Raw genomic sequence first — 18871 nt, 5'->3', positions numbered from 1 at the left:
GGAGCGGGAGGAGACGGGTGCGGGTGGGCGCAAGCGCATCCGGAGAGGCAAGCAAATCAATTCCAACATTGCAACGCTGTTGGTCGAATTGTGTGGGTCTATGGAAAATCTCACTCCGGCGGGAGGATTGAATGCAACCTAGGGTCCATGCCCATTTAAAACATTGATTTCATAGGGCCGAAATGTTTCTCTGCACTCAACCCATGTCATTCCCGCGAAAGCGGGAATCCATTCTGGCTGACCTGTCGGCAAGAGCCGTGTGACCTGCGGCAATGGATCCCCGCCTGCGCGGGGATGACGACCAACTTGATCGAGTCTCGACCCTAGACCCGCTCCGCCGAGCTCACCGCATCGGCCGCCCGCAACGCGGCGACCAGCTTCATGAGATGCGCGGCATCGCGCACCTCGAGGTCGATCATGTTGGTGTGGAAGGTCGTGTCGCGCGTGTCGAAGCGGATGTTGAGGATGTTCGCCTTGTGCTGGCCGAGGATCGTCGCGACCACGCCGAGCGCGCCGGGCTCGTTCTTGAGCGTGACCGCGATGCGCGCGGTCCCGCCCTCGGCCTTGTCGCCCCAGCCGATGTCGATCCAGTCGCTGTCCTCGACATCGTCGAGCTTGGGGCAGCTGATCTGGTGCACCTCGATCGGCGCGTCGGGCTGGCGCACGCCGACGATGCGGTCGCCCGGGATCGGATGGCAGCACGGCGCGAGGGTGAAGGAGACGCCGGGGGTGAGGCCCTTGATCGAGATCGGCTCGCGCGCGGTGGGGAGGGCCGGGGCGTCGCCCTCGGTCGAGCCGGGCATCAACGCTTCCATCACCTGCGCGTCGGTGAATTTCCGCCGCGCGATCGCCTCCATGAGGGCGTCGGCATCGTCGAGCTTGAGGCGGGTGAGCGCGGCGCCGAGCGCTTCCTCGCCGATCGGCACGGGCAGGTGGCCGACGATCTCGTCATAGAGCTTGCGGCCGAGCGCGATCGTCTCGTCGCGCTCCTTGTGGCGCAGGTGCCGCCGGATCGCCGCGCGCGCCTTGCCGGTGATCGCGAAGTTGAGCCAGTTCTCCTGCGGCCGCTGCGCCTTGGAACGCAGGATCGCGACCTGGTCGCCCTGCGCGATCTCGGTGCGCAGCGGGACGACGCGGCCGTTGATCTTGGCACCCACCGACTGGTCGCCGAGATCGGTGTGCACGGCATAGGCGAAGTCGATCGGCGTCGCGCCCTTGGGCAGCTGGATCAGCTCGCCCTTGGGCGTGAAGGCGAAGATGCGGTCCTGGTACATCGCCATCCGCGTATGCTCGAGCAGCTCCTCCGGGCTCTCGGCATTTTCGAGGATCTCGACCAGGTCCTGGATCCAGCGCACCTGCGTGTCCGGGCGGACATTGTCCTGCTTGTAGGCCCAGTGCGCGGCGAGGCCGTATTCGGCCTGGGCATGCATCTCGCGCGTACGGATCTGGATCTCGACGCGCGTATCGCCGGCATGGATGATGCTGGTGTGGAGCGAACGATAGCCGTTGCGCTTGGGCGTCGAGATATAGTCCTTGAACCGGCCCGGCACCATCGGCCAGCGGCGGTGGATGATGCCGAGCGCGCGATAGCATTCCTCCTCGCTCCCGACGATCGCGCGGAACGCCATGATGTCGGAGAGCTGCTCGAAGCTGACATGGCGCTCCGACATCTTCTTCCAGATCGAATAGGGGTGTTTCTCGCGGCCCGAGACATCGGCCTCGATGCCGCCGCGCGACAGCAGCAGCTTGAGGCCCGAGCCGATCTTCGAGATGCGGTCCTCGCCCTCGACCTTGAGGGCCTCGAGCCGCTTGGTGATCGACTCATAGGCTTCCGGCTCGAGCTGCTGGAAGGCCAGCGTCTGCATCTCGTTCATGAACTCGTACATGCCGATCCGCTCGGCGAGCGGGGCGTAGATGTCCATCGTCTCGCGCGCGATGCGGCGGCGCTTGTCCGGGTTGGGGATGTGGTGCAGCGTGCGCATATTGTGCAGCCGGTCGGCGAGCTTGACCAGCAGCACGCGGATGTCGTCCGACATCGCCAGCAGGAATTTCCGCAGATTCTCCGCGGCGCGCTCATTCTCGGTCTGCGCCTCGATCTTCGACAGCTTGGTGACGCCGTCGACCAGGCGCGCGACGCTGGGACCGAACTTGGCGAGGATCTCGTCGGGGGTGGCGACGGTGTCCTCGATCGTGTCGTGCAGGATGGCGGTGGCGATCGTCTCGTCGTCGAGGTGCAAGTCGGTCAGGATGCCGGCGACCTCGATCGGGTGGCTGAAATAGGGATCGCCCGACGCGCGTTTCTGGCTGCCATGCGCATGCATCGAAAAGACGTAAGCGCGGTTGAGAAGCGCTTCATCCGCTTCAGGATCGTAGCCCAGGACCCGATCGACCAGTTCATATTGACGCAGCACGGTCTCAAGATGGTGCGGCGGACTGCTGCTTTGCAATGAGTTTCAAACAAAGCGGGCACCGGCGATGCCGATGCCCGCGCAGGTGTGGCTTTGGTGTGACTTACTTGGCGCGCGCGTTGCAGGCGGCGAGCGCGTCCGGATCGAACGCCGAGCCGCCGACGCTGAACGCGGAGAGCGTGCCGATGCGCTGCACGGCGCGCTCGCACATCACCTTGTCCTGAGTCGAGGTCTTGGGCGCGGTGCAGACGCCCTCCTTGCACTTCCAGATCGTGTTCTGGGTGACGAAGCTGGCCTTTTTCGGCGCTTCGACGGCGGTCGCGGCGTAATGGCCGCCCGACTGGGCGAGCGCGGCCGAAGGCATGAACGCCGCGAGCGACAGCGCGGCGGCGGCGAGCGGGGCGAGGCGGATCATGATGATTCTCCCTGGGGTAGGCGCAACAAAGGTTGCGAATCGCTACTTATCGCATTAGGTTTTAAGTTGCAATCGAAAACTGGTGCTGCACCGCGGCAACTTAAGCGGTTTGTCGGCAAGGGAAATTGGAGTAGGTTCAACGGTCATGGGTCAAAACGGACTGCGAGAGCCGCTTCGCCAGCTGGCAAATCAATGCAGCCTTCCCGCCGCGCTGGAGGCGATGGGCGAGCGCTGGTCCTTCCTCATCCTGCGCGCATCGTTCAACGGGCTCTATCATTTCGAGGAGTTCCAGTCCGAGCTGGGGATCGCCCGCAACATCCTGGCCAACCGGCTGGCGCGGCTGGTCGACCATGGCATCCTCGAGCGGCGAACCTGCGACGATGACCGGCGCAAGGTCGAGTATCGCCTTACCGAGAAGGGCTTCGCGCTGCTGCCGACGATGGTCGCGCTGCGGCAATGGGGCGAGCGCTGGGAGACCGGCGAGCCCGCCACGCCCGTGCTGGTGGACGCGCGCGATCGCCGCCGCATCGCGCCGGTGCAGGTGCTGAGCCATGACGGCCGCCCGCTGACCAAGCACGACCTGCTCTGGTCGCTGCCCGAGGACGTCGTGGGCGAGGGCCGGCAGGCGGCCGCGCAGGAGGCGGCGGAGTAGCGGCTCAGTCCGAGAGGACGGTGCGGTTCCGACCTGCCGCCTTCGCGCGGTAGAGCGCGGCATCGGCACGGCGCATCAGCTCGTCGGCGGGCACGTCCGCATGCATCGGCGCGAGCCCGATGCTCACCGTGACGCGGAAGCTGCCCGCCGCCGTCGCCACGTCGGTGATCTCCAGCGCATGGCGCAGCCGCTCGCAGGCCGCCAGCGCCGCCGATGCGGAGAGCGTGGGGAAGAGGATGGCGAACTCCTCGCCGCCCATGCGCGCGATCACGTCCTCGCCGCGCAGGTTCGCGCGCATCACGTCCGCGAAACTGAGCAATGCGGCGTCGCCGGCGGCATGGCCGAGCCGGTCGTTCACTCGCTTGAAGTGATCGAGGTCGAGCATTGCCAAGGTTCCGACATGCCCGAAATCGCGCGGCGGAATCTCGTCCAGCCGCTGCAGGAAAGCGCGGCGGTTGAGCACGCCGGTCATCGGATCGGTCCTTGCCTGGCGCTCGAGATCCGCTTCACGCGCCTTTTGCAAGCTGAGGTCGCGCACGATGCTGACGATGCTGGCGATCCGGCCGTTTTCCTTGGCGACGGCGCGGGCGGTCGTCTCGAACCAGCGCGTCGCGCCGCCGGAGACGAAGCCGCGATATTCGACGCGATGCGTGGAATCGGGCGCGGCGAGCGCGGCGAGATGGGCCGTTCGCACATGCTCGCGATCCTCCTCCACGATGAGGCTGAGCGCGTTGCGGCCGATCAGCGCCAACGGCTCGAAGCCGGTCAGCTCGCGCACGGCGGGGGAAGCGAAGCGGATCGTGCCCCAGGGATCGAGCGTCAGCATCGCGTCCGAGGCGTTGTCCGCGATCATCCGGTAGCGCGCTTCGCTCGCCGCGACCGCTTCGCTGAGCCGGCGGTTCTCCGCCATCAGCGTCGCGAAGGGCAGCGCGATCAGGAAGACGATCCCGATATAGAATTGGAAGAATTGCAGATGCTGCGCCAGGGAGCCCGCCAGGAGCTCGACGGGACCGTGTCCGGCCATGGTGTAGACGGCGCCGATCACGGCGATCGCGAACACGCTGAGGGCGGCGCCCGCGAAACGGAACATCGCGGTGGCGATGATCGCGGGCAGGATCGGGAGGAACAGCAAGGGCAATTTGCTTTGGGAGAAGGTCACCACGACGACCGCGACCACGCCTGCCATCACCAGGACGAAGCTGGGTACGTCGAACCGGCGCGTCAGCCCTTCCCAATAATTGCGGCCGCCAAGCGCGAGCAGCGCGACCGGCGTGCCGATCAGCGCGCCGAGGCCATGGCCGATCATCCAATTGGCCCAGGTGAAGGCCGGCTCGGCGTCGCGCGCGAGCCACAAGGCGATGCTGGCGACCAGGCCGCTGGCGGCAGGCGCGATGAGGCCGGCGGCGAGGACGAAGGCGGGAATCGACCGCAGCCGCAGGAACACGCCGCGGGCCTGTCCGAGATAGGCCAGCACCTTCCAGCCGAGCAGCGCCTCGCCGATATTGGCGGCGACGAAGACCGGGGCGAGCGCCGAGAAGGGCGAGATGACCATCGTCGCCGTGTATGAGGCGAAGGCGGCGGCCAAGAGCAACTGGCGATGTTCGCGCGCGGGGCGCGTGCAGAGCGCCGCGAGCAGCATCGCGTTGGCGACCCAGAGCAGCGCGACATTGTCGCTGAGGCGCGTGAACAAGATCGCGGCGAGCGCCAGCGCGAAATAGGCGACGCCCACGCCGCCCAAGACGAGCGCACTCCTGCCGGTTCGAGCAAGCTGAACCATCCGCCCGATCCTAGCCGGGCGGCGTTAAGACCCGGTTGACACCGGGGTTCCAGCGGACGCGAAGGCGAGGCGAGAACCGATGCCCTCGCGTCCGATCGCGTTCAGGCCGTCTTGGCGCCGGTATTGACGCCCATCGACACGAGATATTTGCGGACGTTGCGCGCCGCCTGGCGCAGGCGCTGCTCGTTCTCGACCATCGCGATGCGCACGAACCCCTCGCCATTCTCGCCGTACCCGACGCCCGGCGCGACCGCGACCTTGGCGTGCGTGAGCAGCTGCTTGGAGAATTCGAGGCTGCCGAGATGCGCGAGCGCGGGCGGCAGCGGCGCCCAGGCGAACATCGACGCGGGCGGGGCGGGGATGTCCCAGCCCGCGCGGCCGAAGCTCTCGACCAGCACGTCGCGGCGCTTGTGATAGAGCTCGCGGTTCTTCTCGACGATGTCCTGCGGCCCGTTGAGCGCCGCGCAGGCGGCGGCCTGGACCGGCGTGAAGGCGCCATAGTCGAGATACGACTTCACGCGGGTCATCGCGGCGATGAGCTGCTTGTTGCCGACCGCGAAGCCGATCCGCCAGCCCGCCATCGAATAGGTCTTGGAGAGCGAGGTGAACTCGATCGCCACGTCCTTGGCGCCCTTGACCTGCAGGATGGAGACAGTCGGCTTGCCGTCGTAATACAGCTCCGAATAGGCGAGATCGGATATGATCCACACCTTGTTCTCTTTCGCCCACGCCACCAGCCGCTCGTAGAAGGCCAGATCCACCGTCTCCGCCGTCGGGTTCGACGGATAATTCACCACCAGGATGCTGGGCCGCGGCACCGTGAAGTTCATCGCCCGTTCGAGGCTCTCGAAATAGCGCTCGTCAGGCGTGGTCGGCACCGCGCGGATCGTCGCGCCGGCGATGATGAAGCCGAAGGTGTGGATCGGGTAGGACGGGTTGGGCGCGAGGATCACGTCGCCCGGCGCGGTGATCGCGGTGGCGAGGCTGGCGAGGCCTTCCTTCGATCCCATGGTGACCACGACCTCGCTCTCGGGATCGACATCGACCCCGAAGCGGCGGCCATAGTAGTTGGCCTGAGCGCGGCGCAGGCCGGGAATGCCCTTGGACTGCGAATAACCGTGCGCCGAGGGCTTCTGGGCGACCTCGCACAATTTATCGATGACGTGCTGGGGCGGGGGCAGATCGGGGTTCCCCATGCCGAGATCGATGATGTCCTCGCCCGCCGCACGTGCTGCTGCCCGCATGCCGTTGACTTCGGCGATGACGTAGGGCGGCAGGCGCTTGATGCGGTAGAATTCCTCGGACATCGTATTTCTCGGTGAGCTCCTCTTGAGGTCGCGCGGGATGCGCGGAGCCGTTATACAGGGACGCGGCAGGGGTGCCAGAGGAGAGGCGAGTGGCGGCGGAAAAGAAAAAGACGGCGACGCCCAAGGCCGCGAAGACCGCCAAACCCCGCAAGCCCCCGGCGAAGAAGCCGAAGACCGGACGCCAATCTGCTCTCGCTCCCGAAACCGGGACGCAGGAGAGCGCCGCAGCGGCGCCGACGCTGGAGGACCTGCAGCACTGGACCTGGGTGCTCGGCCGCGCCCAGCAGATGATGATGGAGCAGGGCCTGGATCTCGCGGCCAAGGTGCCGCCGCTGCCCACGGCGCCGCTCGATCCGGCCGCCGCGATGCGCGCCGGCGCCGATTTCTGGGCGGACACGATGAGCCTGTGGCAGCGCTTCCTCGATCCGGCCAAGGCGGCGCCGTTCGAGGAGACGCCCGAACAGGCGCGCGACAAGCGCTTCAAGGCGCCGCAATGGCGCGAGCAGCCGGTGTTCGACTTCATCCGCCAAAGCTATTTCACGCTCTCGCGGCACCTGCTCAAGGGCGTCGAGACGATCGAGGGGCTGACGCCGAAGCAGAAGGAGCAGCTGCGCTTCGCGACCCAGGGCTTCATCGACGCGATGAGTCCGTCCAACTTCCCCGCGACCAACCCGCTGGTGCTCGAGCGGACGATCGAGACCAAGGGCGAGAACCTGCTCAAGGGCCTGGCCCATATGCTCAAGGACCTGGGCAAGGGGCAGATGACCCAGACCGCCGAGGGCGTGTTCGAGGTCGGCAGGAACATCGCGACGACGCCGGGCAAGGTGGTCAAGCGCACGCCGCTCTACGAGCTGATCCAATATTCGCCGACCACCGAGACGGTGTTCGAGACGCCGCTGGTGATCTTCCCGCCCTGGATCAACCGCTTCTACATCCTCGACCTGAGTCCCGAGAAGAGCTTTATCCGCTGGGCGGTGGCGCAGGGGCTGACGGTGTTCGTGGTGTCGTGGAAGTCGGCCGACGCCTCGATGGCCGACGTCGTGTGGGACGATTATGTCGAGCGCGGCCAGATCGACGCGATCGACACGGTGCGCGACTTGCTCGGCGTCGAGGCGGTGCACGCGATCGGCTATTGCGTCGCCGGCACGACGCTGGCGGCGACGCTGGCGGTGCTCGCGGCGCGGGGGCAGGCGGACAAGGTACGCAGCGCGACCTTCTTCACCGCGCAGGTCGACTTCACCGAGGCAGGCGACCTCAACGTCTTCGTCGACGACGAACAGCTCGCGCTGATCCAGTCGCTGACCACCGAGGGCTTCCTCGACGGGCGCTACATGGCGGCGACCTTCAACCTGCTGCGCGGGCGCGACCTGATCTGGAACTATGTCACGAGCAATTATCTGCTCGGCGAGGATTATGTGCCGTTCGACCTGCTGCACTGGAATTCGGACGTCACCAACCTGCCCGCCAAATGGCATGCGAGCTATCTGTCCGACCTGTATCGCGACAATCTGCTGGCGCAGGCGGGAGCGCTGAGCATCGGCGGAACGGCAGTCGATCTGCGCAAGGTCACGGTGCCCGCCTATATCCAGGCAGGGCGCGAGGATCATATCGCGCCGGCCCGCAGTGTGTGGAAGATGACCGGCCATTTCGCCGGGCCGATGCGCTTCGTGCTCGCCGGGTCAGGGCATATCGCCGGGGTGGTGAATCCGCCCGCCGCGGGGAAATATCAATATTGGACCAACGACAAACCGGCGGCGACGCTCGACGAGTTTGTTGCAGGCGCGACCGAGACGAAGGGCAGCTGGTGGCCCGACTGGATCGGCTGGATCAACGCGCTCGATGGCACGCGCGTGCCGGCCAAGGGGGCGCGTATTCCGAAGCATAATCAAGAACTTGGTGATGCTCCCGGGAGCTATGTCCAGGCCCGGTAGACGATTTTTGTGCACTGCACAAAAAGTGTCTTGAAACTGTCGCTCCAGCTGCGTATATGCTGCGTCGCAACAATCGCTGCGAGGACCGCATATGGCCAGCAAGGCTCCCGGAACCGGCGCGAAGAAGCCGACCGCCAAGACCCCCGCTCCGGTGAAGCCCAAGGCGGCTGCCCCCGTTGCGAAGAAGACCGCTGCCCCCAAGCCCGAAGCCGCGCCGGCTCCGGCCGTCGAGGCGGCGAAGCCGGCGGCGGCAATCGTCGCTGAGCCGGTCGCTGAAGTTGCGGCGGAAGCCGCCCAGCAAGTGAATGAGACCGTCGCCGAGACGATCGCGGAAGCCGCCGCGCCCGTCGCCGAGACCATCGAGGATACCGCCCCGCAGATGGCGGAGACCGCAACCAAGGGAACTGACATCATGGAAACCACGATCGAGAAGACCCAGGCGTTTTTCGCCGACTTCAACGACCGCGCCAAGGCTGCGGTGGAGAAGAACACCAAGCTGGCCGGTGAGTTCACCGACTTCGCCAAGGGCAATGTCGAGGCGTTCGTCGAGAGCGGCAAGATCGCTGCCAAGGGCTTCGAGGCCCTGGGCCAGGACGCCGCCGAGTACAGCCGCAAGTCGTTCGAGAACGCGACCGCGACGCTGAAGAACCTCGCCGCGGTCAAGACCCCGGCCGACTTCTTCAAGCTGCAGAGCGACTATGTCCGCTCGGCGTTCGACTCGATGGTCGCCGAGACCTCGAAGAACACCGAGGCCTTCATCAAGCTCGCCGGCGATGCCGCGCAGCCGGTCTCGAACCGCTTCGCGGTCGCCGTCGAGAAGGTGAAGACCGCGGCCTGAGCCTTTCGCTCGGATCGAAACAAATGGGGCGGTCGCGCGAGCGGCCGCCCTTTTTCTCGCCTGCAGTCCCCGAAAATCGCGGTTAGCGCCCTTGCCCTCGATTCCCGCCTGCCATATTTTTGAGCCCTCATGACAGTGCCGTTCGAACCAATCCTGATGGCGGATGATGCCGACCGCGACGATGACGCCGATGGCGGCTCCGCCACCGGTGTCGCCACGCGCACTCGCGCCAAGACCAAGAAGCCGACGCCCTATCGGGTGCTGATGCTCAACGACGATTATACGCCGATGGAGTTCGTCGTGCTGGTGCTCCAGCGCTTCTTCAAGATGGACATGGAAGAGGCGACGCGGGTGATGCTCCACGTCCACCAGCGCGGCGTGGGCGTGTGCGGCGTGTTCAGCTACGAAGTCGCCGAGACCAAGGTCGCGCAAGTGATCGACTTCGCGCGCCAGAACCAGCATCCGCTCCAGTGCACGCTGGAGAAGGCCTGAGCGCTACCGCGCGGCCGGCAGCCAGCTGAGATCGAGCCCTTCATAGCGATTCACGTAGTTCGCGGCATGGGCGAGGGCGGGCTCGTCCTTGAGCGTGACGCGGCCCGATTCGCGGCCGATCATCCCCTCTTGTTCGAGCTGACGGAGCATGCGGTTGACATGGACCGCGGTGAGGCCGGTCGCGTCGCCGATCTCCTCCTGCGTCAGGCCGAGCGCGAACACCTTGTCGATCGACTTGTCGGTCGAGCGCAGGCGGTTGCGCAGGTCGAGCAGCAGCGCGGCGATCCGCGCCTTGGCCGAGGTGCGGCCGAGCGCGGCGAGGCGATCGGTCAGCGCGACTCGCTCGATCTGACTGAACACCAGGATCAGCGCGGAGAGCCGGGGATGCTCGGCGATCAGCTCGCTGAACGAGCCGTGCTCGAACGGGCAGACGATGCAGTCGGAGAGCGCGCACAGCGTCTCGGGCGATTCGCGATAGACCATGCTCGAGATGCCGAGCATGTCCCCCGGGAACAGGAAGCGCAGGATCTGACGGCTGCCGTCGTCGAGCAGCACATAGCTCATCATCAGGCCCTTGCGCAGCACGAAGAGCTCGCCGCCCGGCTCGTTCTCGCGCAGCAGCACCGCGCCGCGCCGGACGTTGCGCTGACGCTCCTCCAGCCGCTGGAGCGCAGACCTTTCGGCCGGCGTCAGCTCGGCCAACCCGCCGAGAACGTCCGCGAAACAACTGCCTGACACGCTACACCTTTCCCCCGCTGTCCTCTGCAAAGCAGCGCAGTGAAATCAATGCATTAACATCGATCAAGCAAGCGAACGGTCCACCGCGCTTGCGCGGGCGTCGTGAAGCGGTAGAAGCCCGCAAATGGACCGTATCCTCATCCGCGGCGGCAAGCGCCTTTCCGGCAAGATCGCGATCTCGGGCGCCAAGAATTCGGCGCTTGCGCTGATGCCCTGCGCGCTGCTCACCGACGAGCCGCTGACGCTGCGCAACCTGCCGCGGCTCGCCGACGCCGACGGGTTCGGGCATTTGCTCAACGAACTCGGCGCCTCGACCGAGATCGAGGGGACGCGGCCGAACGAGTTCGGGCGGGTGCTGACGGTGCGTTCGCCGCGCCTGACCTCGACGGTCGCGCCCTATGACATCGTGCGCAAGATGCGCGCCTCGATCCTGGTACTCGGTCCACTACTCGGCCGCGCGGGCGAGGCGACGGTGTCGCTACCCGGCGGCTGCGCGATCGGCAACCGGCCGATCGACCTGCATTTGAAGGCGCTCGAGGCGATGGGCGCCGAGATCGAGCTGGCGGCGGGCTATGTCAAGGCGACCGCGCCGGGCGGGCGGCTTCCGGGCGGGCGCTATCGCTTCCCGGTGGTGTCGGTCGGCGCGACCGAGAATGCGCTGATGGCGGCGGCGACCGCCAAGGGCACCACGGTGCTGGAGAATGCCGCGCGCGAGCCCGAGATCGTCGATCTCTGCCACCTGCTCGTCGCGATGGGCGCCTCGATCCACGGGATCGGCACCGAGACGCTGACGATCGAGGGCCGCGAGCGGCTGCACGGCGCGACCTACAAGGTGATGCCCGACCGGATCGAGGCGGGCAGCTATGCCTGCGCCGCGGCGATCACCGGCGGCGACGTGCTGCTCGAGGGCGCCAAGGCCGACGACATGCGCGCGACGCTCGATGCGCTGGTCGAGGCCGGCGTGACGGTGGAGGAGAAGGCGGACGGCGTGCGCGTCGCCGCCGACGGGCCGCTCAAGCCCCTGACGCTCTCGACCGCGCCCTATCCGGGCTTCGCCACCGACATGCAGGCGCAGTTCATGGCGATGCTGTGCAAGGCGCAGGGTGCGAGCGTGCTGACCGAGACGATCTTCGAGAATCGCTACATGCACGTGCCCGAGCTGGCGCGGATGGGGGCGAATATCGACGTGCGCGGGCGGACGGCGGTGGTGCACGGCGTCGACAAGCTGGTCGGCGCGCCGGTGATGGCGACCGACCTGCGCGCATCGATGAGCCTGATCCTCGCCGGTCTCGTCGCCGAGGGCGAGACGCAGGTCAGCCGCATCTATCACCTCGACCGCGGTTACGAGCGGCTGGAGGAAAAGCTGCAGGGCGTCGGCGCGGACATCGAACGCGTCGGTGACGGCTGACGCCGCGGCTGGTATCGGCGGCCGCGACACGACTCGCGGGAGCTAATCGATGAAGCGGATCATCGTGACGGCGCTGGGCGCGCTGGCGCTGGCTGGCTGTGCGCCGCAGCGGCTCGAGGGGCCGGCCGCGCCGGTGACGGTCAAGATCATCGCGTTCAACGACTTCCACGGCGCTCTCGAGACGCCGGGGCGGGCGATCGAGTTGCAGGCGGCGGACGGTTCGCTGGTCAAGGTGCCGGCGGGCGGCGCGGCCTATTTCGCGAGCGCCGTCAAATCGCTGCGGGCCAAGGCGGCCAACAGCGTGGTGGTCTCGGCGGGCGACCTCACCAGCGCGAGCCCGCTGGTGTCGTCGCTGTTCCTCGACGAGCCGACGGTCAAGGCGCTGAGCATGGCGGGACTCGAGATCAACGCCGCGGGCAATCATGAGTTCGATCGCGGCGCCGACGAATTGAAGCGGCTCCAGCGCGGCGGCTGCGCCAAGTTGACCAGGGTGGAGCCGTGCCAGATCGAGCCGTTCAAGGGCGCGAGCTACACCTATCTCGCCGGCAACACGATCCAGGCGGACGGGACCAGCCTGTTTCCGGGCACCGCGCTGCGCAGCTTTGGCAGCGGGCGGCGCAAGGTGACGATCGGCTTCATCGGGCTGACCACGCGGCTGACCGGCAACTATGTCGATCCCGCGGGGATCAAGGGCATCACCTTCGCCGACGAGGCGGAGACGGCGAACAAGCTGGCGGCGGACCTCAAGGCCAGGGGCGCCGACGCGGTGGTGATGCTGGTGCACGAGGGCGGCTATCCCGCGCGCTCGGACCAGCCCGAGAAGTGCGATGGTCTGTCGGGGCCGATCGTCGAGATCGCCAAGCGGCTGACCCCGGCGGTGGACGTGATCGTCTCGGGCCATACCCACCGCGCCTATATCTGCGACTATGGCGCGACCGATCCCGCCAGGCCGCTGCTGCTGACCAGCGCGGGCAACAACGGCGTGATGCTGACCGACATCGACTTGAGCTTCGACCCCGCGACCAAGCGGGTGACGGCGAAGCATGCGCGCCAGGTGATCGTCCAGGGCGACGGCGTGACGAGCAGCGCCGGGCCGGTGAAGCCCACTGCCGCCTTCCCGACCTTCGCCGCTGATCCGGCGGTGGCGGCGCATGTCGCGCGCTACGCCGCGGCGGCCGAGTCGCGGGCCAAGCGGGTGGTGGGACGCGCTTCCGGGCCGATCCTGCGCGACGAACATGACGACATGAAAGAGTCGCCGCTGGGGCTGCTGATCGCCGATTCGCAGCTCGCGGCGACGCGAGCGAGCGGGGCGCAGGTCGCGCTGATGAACCCGGGCGGGGTGCGCGCCTCGATCATGCCGAGGGATGGCCAGGTGACCTTCGGCGACCTCTATACGGTGCAGCCCTTCGGCAACAATCTGCAGGTCAAGGAAATGACCGGGGCGCAGCTGCGCGCGGTGCTGGAGCAGCAGTTCGCCAAGACCGACGGCACCGCGTTGCTGTTCCCGGCAGGGCTGACCTACAGCTACGATCTGTCCAAGCCGGAGGGGCAGCGGATCATCGCGCCGCTGATCGATGGCCAGCCGCTAAGGGACGACGCGGTCTATCGCGTGACGGTGAACAGCTTCCTTGGCGGCGGGGGCGATGGGTTCACCGCGTTCAAGGCCGGCAAGGACGTCGCGGGAGGGGCGCTCGACCTGGACGCGCTCGAGGCCTGGTTCGCGCGGGGGCAGGTGGTCGACCCGCCGGCGCTGGGACGGGTCAAGGATGTGACGCCGCGCTAGGTTGACAGCGCCTACCCGGAATGAGTGAAGTTGACTCGGCCTGGAGGGGAAGTTGACTTGAATCGCGTGTTTGCGGGGGCTGGTGTCAAGCACGGCGCGGGCATGATTCGCGATGTCAAAGAGCGGGCCGGAGGACGTCCGGCGCGCTTTGAGCCGAGCAAATGAAATCCAACATTGCAAGGGCAGCGCTCGTCGGAATTGAGGCAACGATCTCCCCTCCCTGCAAGGGAGGGGGATTCCATAGCGTAGGAAAGCCTCAGCTCCGCACCGCCTTGGCGATGGCGTCGAGCAGGCCGTTGACGAAGCCCTTTTCGCGGCGGTCGTAAAAGGCGTCGGTGACGTCGAGATATTCGCTGATCGCGGCGCCGGTGGGGACGTCGTTGCGCGCGAGCAGCTCATAGGCGCCGGCGCGCAGGATCTGGCGCATCGGGCGGTCAAGCCGGTCGAAGCTCCAGTCGCTGCTGAGCTTCGAGGCGATCAGCGCGTCGATCTCGCCGCGGCGCGCGTCGACGCCCTTGACGATGTCGTCGAAGAAATCGGCGTCGGCGTCGATATATTCGGCGTCCTCGATCGTCGCGCCGAGCCGGTGCTGGTGGAACTCGTTGAGCAGCTGGGGGAGCGGGGTCTTCTCCATCTCCTGCTGGTAGAGCGCCTGGACGGCGGCGAGACGCGCGGCGGCGCGGGCTTTGGAGCGGGACTTGGCGGTGGGGCTGGGCATTACTGGGTTCCTAAACGGACGGCGACCGACTTCGCATGCGCCGGGAGACCCTCGGCTTCCGCAAGCGCGACGGCGGCTGGGCCGATCGCGGCGAGGCCGGCATCGTCGAGGGCGAGGAAGCTGGTGCGCTTCATGAAATCGAGCACCGACAGGCCGCTGGCGAAGCGCGCGCGGCGGCCGGTGGGGAGGACGTGGTTGGGGCCGGCGACATAATCGCCGATCGCCTCGGGCGTCATGCGGCCGAGGAAGACCGAGCCGGCGTGGCGGACGCGGGCGAACAACGCATCGGGATCGTCGCAGGCGAGCTCGAGATGCTCGGGCGCGAGCTTGTTCACGAGCGGAATCGCCTCGTCGAGGCTGCCGGTCAGGATGATCGCGCCGTTGGCGTCCCAGCTCTGGCGCGCGACGGCCTTGGTCGAGAGTGTGCCGATCTGGCGATCGACCGCGTCGGCGACCTTGCCCGCGAACACCGCGTCGTCGGTGAGCAGGATCGACTGGCTGGTGGGATCATGCTCGGACTGGCTGAGCAGGTCGGCGGCGATCCATTCGGGATCGTTCTTGCCGTCGGCGATCACGACGATCTCCGAGGGGCCGGCGACCATGTCGATGCCGACCACGCCGTAGAGCTGGCGCTTGGCCTCGGCGACCCAGGCATTGCCCGGCCCGGTGATCACGTCGACCGCGGCGATGCGGCCGGTGCCATAGGCGAGCGCGGCGATCGCCTGCGCGCCGCCGATGCGCCAGATCTCGTCGACGCCGGCGATCTCGGCGGCGGCGAGGACCAGCGGGTTGACCTCGCCGTCCGGCGTCGGGGTGACCATGACGAGGCGATCGACGCCCGCGACCTTGGCCGGGATCGCGTTCATCAGCACCGACGAGGGATAGGCCGCGCGGCCGCCGGGGACATAGATGCCCGCGGCCTCGACCGCCTGCCAGCGCGCGCCGGTGCGCACGCCCGCATCGTCGGTGGTGTCGCTGTCGGCCGGCTTCTGCTTTTCGTGATAGGCGGCGATGCGGTCGGCGGCGAGCTGGAGCGCGTCGCGCAGCCTGGGCTCGAGCGCGTCGAGCGCGGCGGCGCAATCGGCCTTCTCGATCCGCCAGCCGGTGTCGTTGAGGTCGTGGCGGTCGAACTTCCTGGTGAAGGCGTGGAGCGCGGCATCGCCTTCGTCGCGGACGCTGGCGACGATCGTGCGCACGTCGCGCGCGACATCGGCGTCGGCCTCGCGCCGAGCTTCGACGAGGTCGCGGAACGCCTGCGCGAAGCCGGGCTCGGAGGTGGAGAGCTTGATCACGCTTTAGTCCCTGCGGGGGCTTGGGCCTCGCGCTCGACCGCGCGGCGGAAGGCATCGACCAGTGGCACGATCTCGGGCCGGGTCTTGAACGCGGCGCGGTTGGCGACGAGGCGGCTCGATACCTCCATGATCGTCTCGACCTCGACCAGCCCGTTCTCCTTGAGCGTGCGCCCCGAGGAGACGAGGTCGACGATGCGCGGGGCGAGCGCGAGCAGCGGCGCCAGCTCCATCGCGCCGTTCAGCTTGATGCACTCGGCCTGCACGCCGCGCGCCTCGAAATGGCGGCGCGTGAGCGAGGGATATTTGGTCGCGACGCGGACATGGCTCCAGCCGCGCGGATCGTCGGTGGCGGCGAGCGCGGCGGGCTCGGCGACCGACAGGCGGCAATGGCCGATACCGAGATCGACCGGGGCGTAGAGTTCCGAATAGGCGAACTCGGCGAGCACGTCCGAGCCGACGATGCCGAGCTGCGCGGCGCCGTGCGCGACGAAGGTCGCGACGTCGAACGCGCGAACGCGGATCAGGTCGATGTCGGGGCGGTTGGTCTTGAACCTGAGCGCCCGGCTGCCCTCGTCGGCGAAGGCCGGCTCGGGGATGATCCCGGCATGCGCGAGCAGGGGAAGCGCCTCTTCGAGGATGCGTCCCTTGGGCACGGCGAGGATGATCGGCTCCGACATGGTGGCGCGCCTTTACTTGGGGGGTGGGCCGGGCGCAACAAGCGGGCGGGAGATTCGCCGATGCGGGACTGGATGACTTCGAACGATGTGCGGGCGGCGTTCGCCAACCAGGTCGCCTATTGCCGGGCGAACGGGGGGACGATCACGATGCGGGTGGTCGAGGCGATCCTGGCGAATATCGACGGTCCGGGCGCGTTCCTGAAGGCGATCCGCGAATGGCAGGGGGTGCCGATGGCCGACGCCTTGCCGCTGCGCGCGGCTGCTGGGTTGCACGCGCTCAACCTGACCGGGGCGGAGCCGGCTTTGGCGCCGCTCTATGCCGGGGAGCCGGAAGCGCTGGCCGACGCCGAGCGGCTGGTGGGCGAGGCGATCGCGCGGCACGACGCGGCGTTGCTCCCCTGGCTCGACGGGCCGCCGCAGACCAACGAGGCGGGACGGTCCTGGGGCTATGTCGCCGCAATGCTGTGGCTGGCGGGGCAGGGGCTGCCGTCGCGCTGGGAATGCAACGAGATCGGATCGAGCGCGGGGATCAACCTGATGATCGACCGCTATCGCTACGAACTCGGCGGCGTAGGCGTGGGGCCGGTCCACTCGGGGATGCGGATCGCACCCGAATGGCGGGGCCCGCCGCCGCCGGACGTGCCGCCGGGCTGGGGGTTCGAGGCGATCCGCGGCTGCGACGTCGCGCCGGTCGACCTGACCGATCCGGCGCAGCTGCTGCGGCTGCGCGCCTTCGTCTGGCGCGAGCATGAGGAGCGCTTCGCGCGGCTGGACTTCGCGGCGCGGTCGGCGGCGGAGAGGAAGCCCGATCTGGTGCGGGCCGATGCGGCGGAATTCGTGGAGGCGGCGCTGGCCCGGCCACAGGCGGAAGGGACGACGCGGGTGCTGATGCACTCGATCGTCTGGCAGTATCTGGGCGACGCGCGGCGGGCGCGGATCACCGCGGCGATGGAGGAAGCGGGGGCATGGGCGAGCGCGGAACGGCCGCTGGCGTGGATCATGCTCGAGGCCAACCGCGAAACGCTGCAGCACGAACTGGTGGTGCGCTACTGGCCAGGCGGGGGCGAGCCGCGCTTGCTGGGCAAGGCGCATCCGCATGGCGCCTGGGCGGAGTGGCTGGCATGAAGACGACCAATTATCGCGACACGCTGGTGACGGTTTCGTCCGACTGCCCGGTGCGCATCGGCACGATTCCGGAGAAGCCGGGATCAGTGGCGGGCGCGCAGCATGCGCTGCTCGATGGGCGGCCCTATGCGATGACCAGCGACGACCTGCTCCATGCCGCGCATCTCGCGCGAGGCGGGGACAAGGACCGGGAGAGCTTCTTCGCCAAGCCGCAGGCGTGCCTGCGTGCCTCGCCGCTGGTCAAGCTGTTCGGCTGGGGCATCCACCATGACGGCGAGGAGCGCATCGCGCTGGTGGCGATGGAGAGCGAAGACTATGCGCGGCTGCTCGCCGACCCGGCGGTCAGGAAGACGCCGGGGATGCGCCGGAGCCGTTAGTCTGGGCCGCTAGGCGAGCCAGTCGCGGATCGCGCTGGTGACGGCTTCGGGCTTCTCCCACGGGACGAAGTGGCCGGCCTCGACCTTGACGACCTTGAGGTCGGGGACGAGCGCGTCGAGGCCGTCGAGCTGGACCGGGAGCAGCGCCTTGTCGCCCATGCCCCAGATCACCAGCGTCGGCCGAGTGATGGGCGGGAAGGGGCCGTCGAGGAAGGCGGGGCGTTCCGGGGTCTCGTCCATCGCCGGCACCACGATGGCGCTGGCGCGGTACCAGTTGAGCATCGCGGTCATCGCGCCGGGCTGGCCCCATTCCTCGAGATAGGCGTCGCGCTCGGGGGCGAGCAGCGCGGGGTCGGCGTGTTTGGTGAAGGTCGTGTCGAAGAAGGTGCCGAGGCCCATCGCCGCGATCTGCGCGTCGAGGCCGGGGTTGCGGAACAGGCGGATATATTGGCTGGCGGCGCGCTGCTCCAGGTCGTCGAACAGCGACTTCTGGAAGACGAAGGGGTGGGGGGCGTTGACGATGATGAGGCGCTCGACCCGGTCCGGATGCTGGAGCGCGGCCATCCATGCGATCGCGCCGCCCCAGTCATGGCCGGCCAGGACGAAGCGGTCCTTGCCGAAATGACCGGCGAGCGCGAGCAGGTCGGCGACGGTCTTGTCAGGCGCGTAGTTCTCGACGCCCTCAGGCTTGGACGAACGGGCGAAGCCGCGCTGGTCAGGCGCGATGACGAAATGGGTCCGCGCGAGCGCGGGGATCTGGTGGCGCCAGGTGCGGTGCGATTCGGGGAAGCCGTGGAGCAGGATGATCGCGGGCGCGGCGGGGTCGCCGGCGGTCGCGACGTCGAGCTCGACTCCGGTGGGCAGTGCGATGCGCTGAAGCTCGAAGTCCGCCATAACCTCTCCCTATTTTCGAAGATGAGGTATGGCGGCGCG

Annotated in this window: 17 protein-coding genes; 8 read left to right on the top strand and 9 right to left on the bottom strand. The window is 67.8% G+C overall.

Features of this window, described 5'->3' with window-relative positions; translation table 11 throughout:
• Nucleotides 1-323 precede the first annotated feature (323 nt).
• Nucleotides 324-2411 (bottom strand): RelA/SpoT family protein, encoded by a 2088-nt coding sequence (locus tag ACO227_RS01005; protein WP_423604557.1) that lies wholly within the window; start codon nt 2409-2411, stop codon nt 324-326.
• Nucleotides 2412-2511: 100 nt separating this feature from the next.
• The gene (locus ACO227_RS01000; RefSeq protein ID WP_423604556.1) at nt 2512-2823 is read right to left on the bottom strand and encodes a CC_3452 family protein; all 312 of its coding nucleotides are present in this window, start codon (nt 2821-2823) and stop codon (nt 2512-2514) included.
• A 145-nt stretch (nt 2824-2968) separates the two neighbouring features.
• Between ACO227_RS01000 and ACO227_RS00995 the strand changes: the two genes are divergently transcribed.
• Nucleotides 2969-3475, top strand: a complete 507-nt coding sequence (locus ACO227_RS00995; protein ID WP_423604554.1) for a winged helix-turn-helix transcriptional regulator — start codon at nt 2969-2971, stop codon at nt 3473-3475.
• Nucleotides 3476-3479: 4 nt separating this feature from the next.
• Here ACO227_RS00995 and ACO227_RS00990 read toward each other — a convergent pair whose 3' ends face one another.
• A complete protein-coding gene (locus ACO227_RS00990; protein WP_423604553.1) occupies nt 3480-5252 on the bottom strand; it encodes a diguanylate cyclase in 1773 nt (590 codons plus the stop codon).
• 101 nt (nt 5253-5353) lie between these two features.
• Nucleotides 5354-6559, bottom strand: a complete 1206-nt coding sequence (locus tag ACO227_RS00985; protein ID WP_423604551.1) for an LL-diaminopimelate aminotransferase — start codon at nt 6557-6559, stop codon at nt 5354-5356.
• Nucleotides 6560-6798: 239 nt separating this feature from the next.
• On the opposite strand from ACO227_RS00985, the gene ACO227_RS00980 reads away from it, so the two are divergent.
• The 3 genes from ACO227_RS00980 (at nt 6799) to clpS (ending at nt 9820) form a co-directional block, all read left to right on the top strand.
• Nucleotides 6799-8490 (top strand): PHA/PHB synthase family protein, encoded by a 1692-nt coding sequence (locus ACO227_RS00980; RefSeq protein ID WP_423607412.1) that lies wholly within the window; start codon nt 6799-6801, stop codon nt 8488-8490.
• Between the two features lie 91 nt (nt 8491-8581).
• A complete protein-coding gene (locus ACO227_RS00975) occupies nt 8582-9328 on the top strand; it encodes a phasin family protein (protein WP_423604550.1) in 747 nt (248 codons plus the stop codon).
• A 156-nt stretch (nt 9329-9484) separates the two neighbouring features.
• Nucleotides 9485-9820: an ATP-dependent Clp protease adapter ClpS gene (gene clpS / locus ACO227_RS00970; RefSeq protein WP_265117192.1), complete on the top strand. Its 336-nt coding sequence runs from the start codon at nt 9485-9487 to the stop codon at nt 9818-9820.
• Nucleotides 9821-9823: 3 nt separating this feature from the next.
• Here the strand turns inward: clpS and ACO227_RS00965 are convergent, their stop codons facing one another.
• On the bottom strand, nt 9824-10522 hold the full coding sequence (locus ACO227_RS00965) for a Crp/Fnr family transcriptional regulator (protein ID WP_423604548.1): 699 nt from the start codon (nt 10520-10522) through the stop codon (nt 9824-9826).
• Between the two features lie 160 nt (nt 10523-10682).
• On the opposite strand from ACO227_RS00965, the gene murA reads away from it, so the two are divergent.
• Both murA and ACO227_RS00955 read left to right on the top strand, forming a co-directional pair.
• Complete coding sequence (gene murA / locus ACO227_RS00960; RefSeq protein WP_423604546.1) at nt 10683-11966, top strand: UDP-N-acetylglucosamine 1-carboxyvinyltransferase; 1284 nt, start codon at nt 10683-10685, stop codon at nt 11964-11966.
• Nucleotides 11967-12015: 49 nt separating this feature from the next.
• A complete protein-coding gene (locus ACO227_RS00955; RefSeq protein ID WP_423604545.1) occupies nt 12016-13749 on the top strand; it encodes a bifunctional metallophosphatase/5'-nucleotidase in 1734 nt (577 codons plus the stop codon).
• 256 nt (nt 13750-14005) lie between these two features.
• Here the strand turns inward: ACO227_RS00955 and nusB are convergent, their stop codons facing one another.
• The 3 genes from nusB to hisG are packed head-to-tail and all read right to left on the bottom strand — an operon-like array spanning nt 14006 to nt 16436.
• Nucleotides 14006-14467 carry a transcription antitermination factor NusB gene (nusB, locus tag ACO227_RS00950; protein ID WP_423604543.1) on the bottom strand — a complete coding sequence of 154 codons (462 nt, stop codon included), beginning with the start codon at nt 14465-14467 and terminating at the stop codon, nt 14006-14008.
• On the bottom strand, nt 14467-15759 hold the full coding sequence (hisD, locus tag ACO227_RS00945; RefSeq protein ID WP_423604542.1) for a histidinol dehydrogenase: 1293 nt from the start codon (nt 15757-15759) through the stop codon (nt 14467-14469). The genes nusB and hisD overlap by 1 nt, the downstream gene beginning before the upstream one ends.
• Nucleotides 15756-16436, bottom strand: coding sequence for an ATP phosphoribosyltransferase (hisG, locus tag ACO227_RS00940; protein ID WP_423604541.1), 681 nt, complete (start codon nt 16434-16436; stop codon nt 15756-15758). Before hisG ends, hisD begins: the two co-directional genes overlap by 4 nt.
• Nucleotides 16437-16496: 60 nt before the next feature.
• On the opposite strand from hisG, the gene ACO227_RS00935 reads away from it, so the two are divergent.
• Nucleotides 16497-17561 (top strand): DUF2332 domain-containing protein, encoded by a 1065-nt coding sequence (locus tag ACO227_RS00935; protein ID WP_423604539.1) that lies wholly within the window; start codon nt 16497-16499, stop codon nt 17559-17561.
• Nucleotides 17558-17938 (top strand): DUF6157 family protein, encoded by a 381-nt coding sequence (locus tag ACO227_RS00930; protein WP_423604537.1) that lies wholly within the window; start codon nt 17558-17560, stop codon nt 17936-17938. The genes ACO227_RS00935 and ACO227_RS00930 overlap by 4 nt, the downstream gene beginning before the upstream one ends.
• Before the next feature lie 9 nt (nt 17939-17947).
• Here the strand turns inward: ACO227_RS00930 and ACO227_RS00925 are convergent, their stop codons facing one another.
• Nucleotides 17948-18832: an alpha/beta fold hydrolase gene (locus ACO227_RS00925; RefSeq protein WP_423604536.1), complete on the bottom strand. Its 885-nt coding sequence runs from the start codon at nt 18830-18832 to the stop codon at nt 17948-17950.
• Between the last annotated feature and the right edge of the window lie 39 nt (nt 18833-18871).

The organism is Sphingomonas sp. MS122 (genome assembly GCF_049532975.1).
Lineage (GTDB): Bacteria > Pseudomonadota > Alphaproteobacteria > Sphingomonadales > Sphingomonadaceae > Sphingomonas.
Note: the sequence above shows the minus strand (reverse complement) of the source record. Positions and strands in the feature narration are given on the sequence as shown.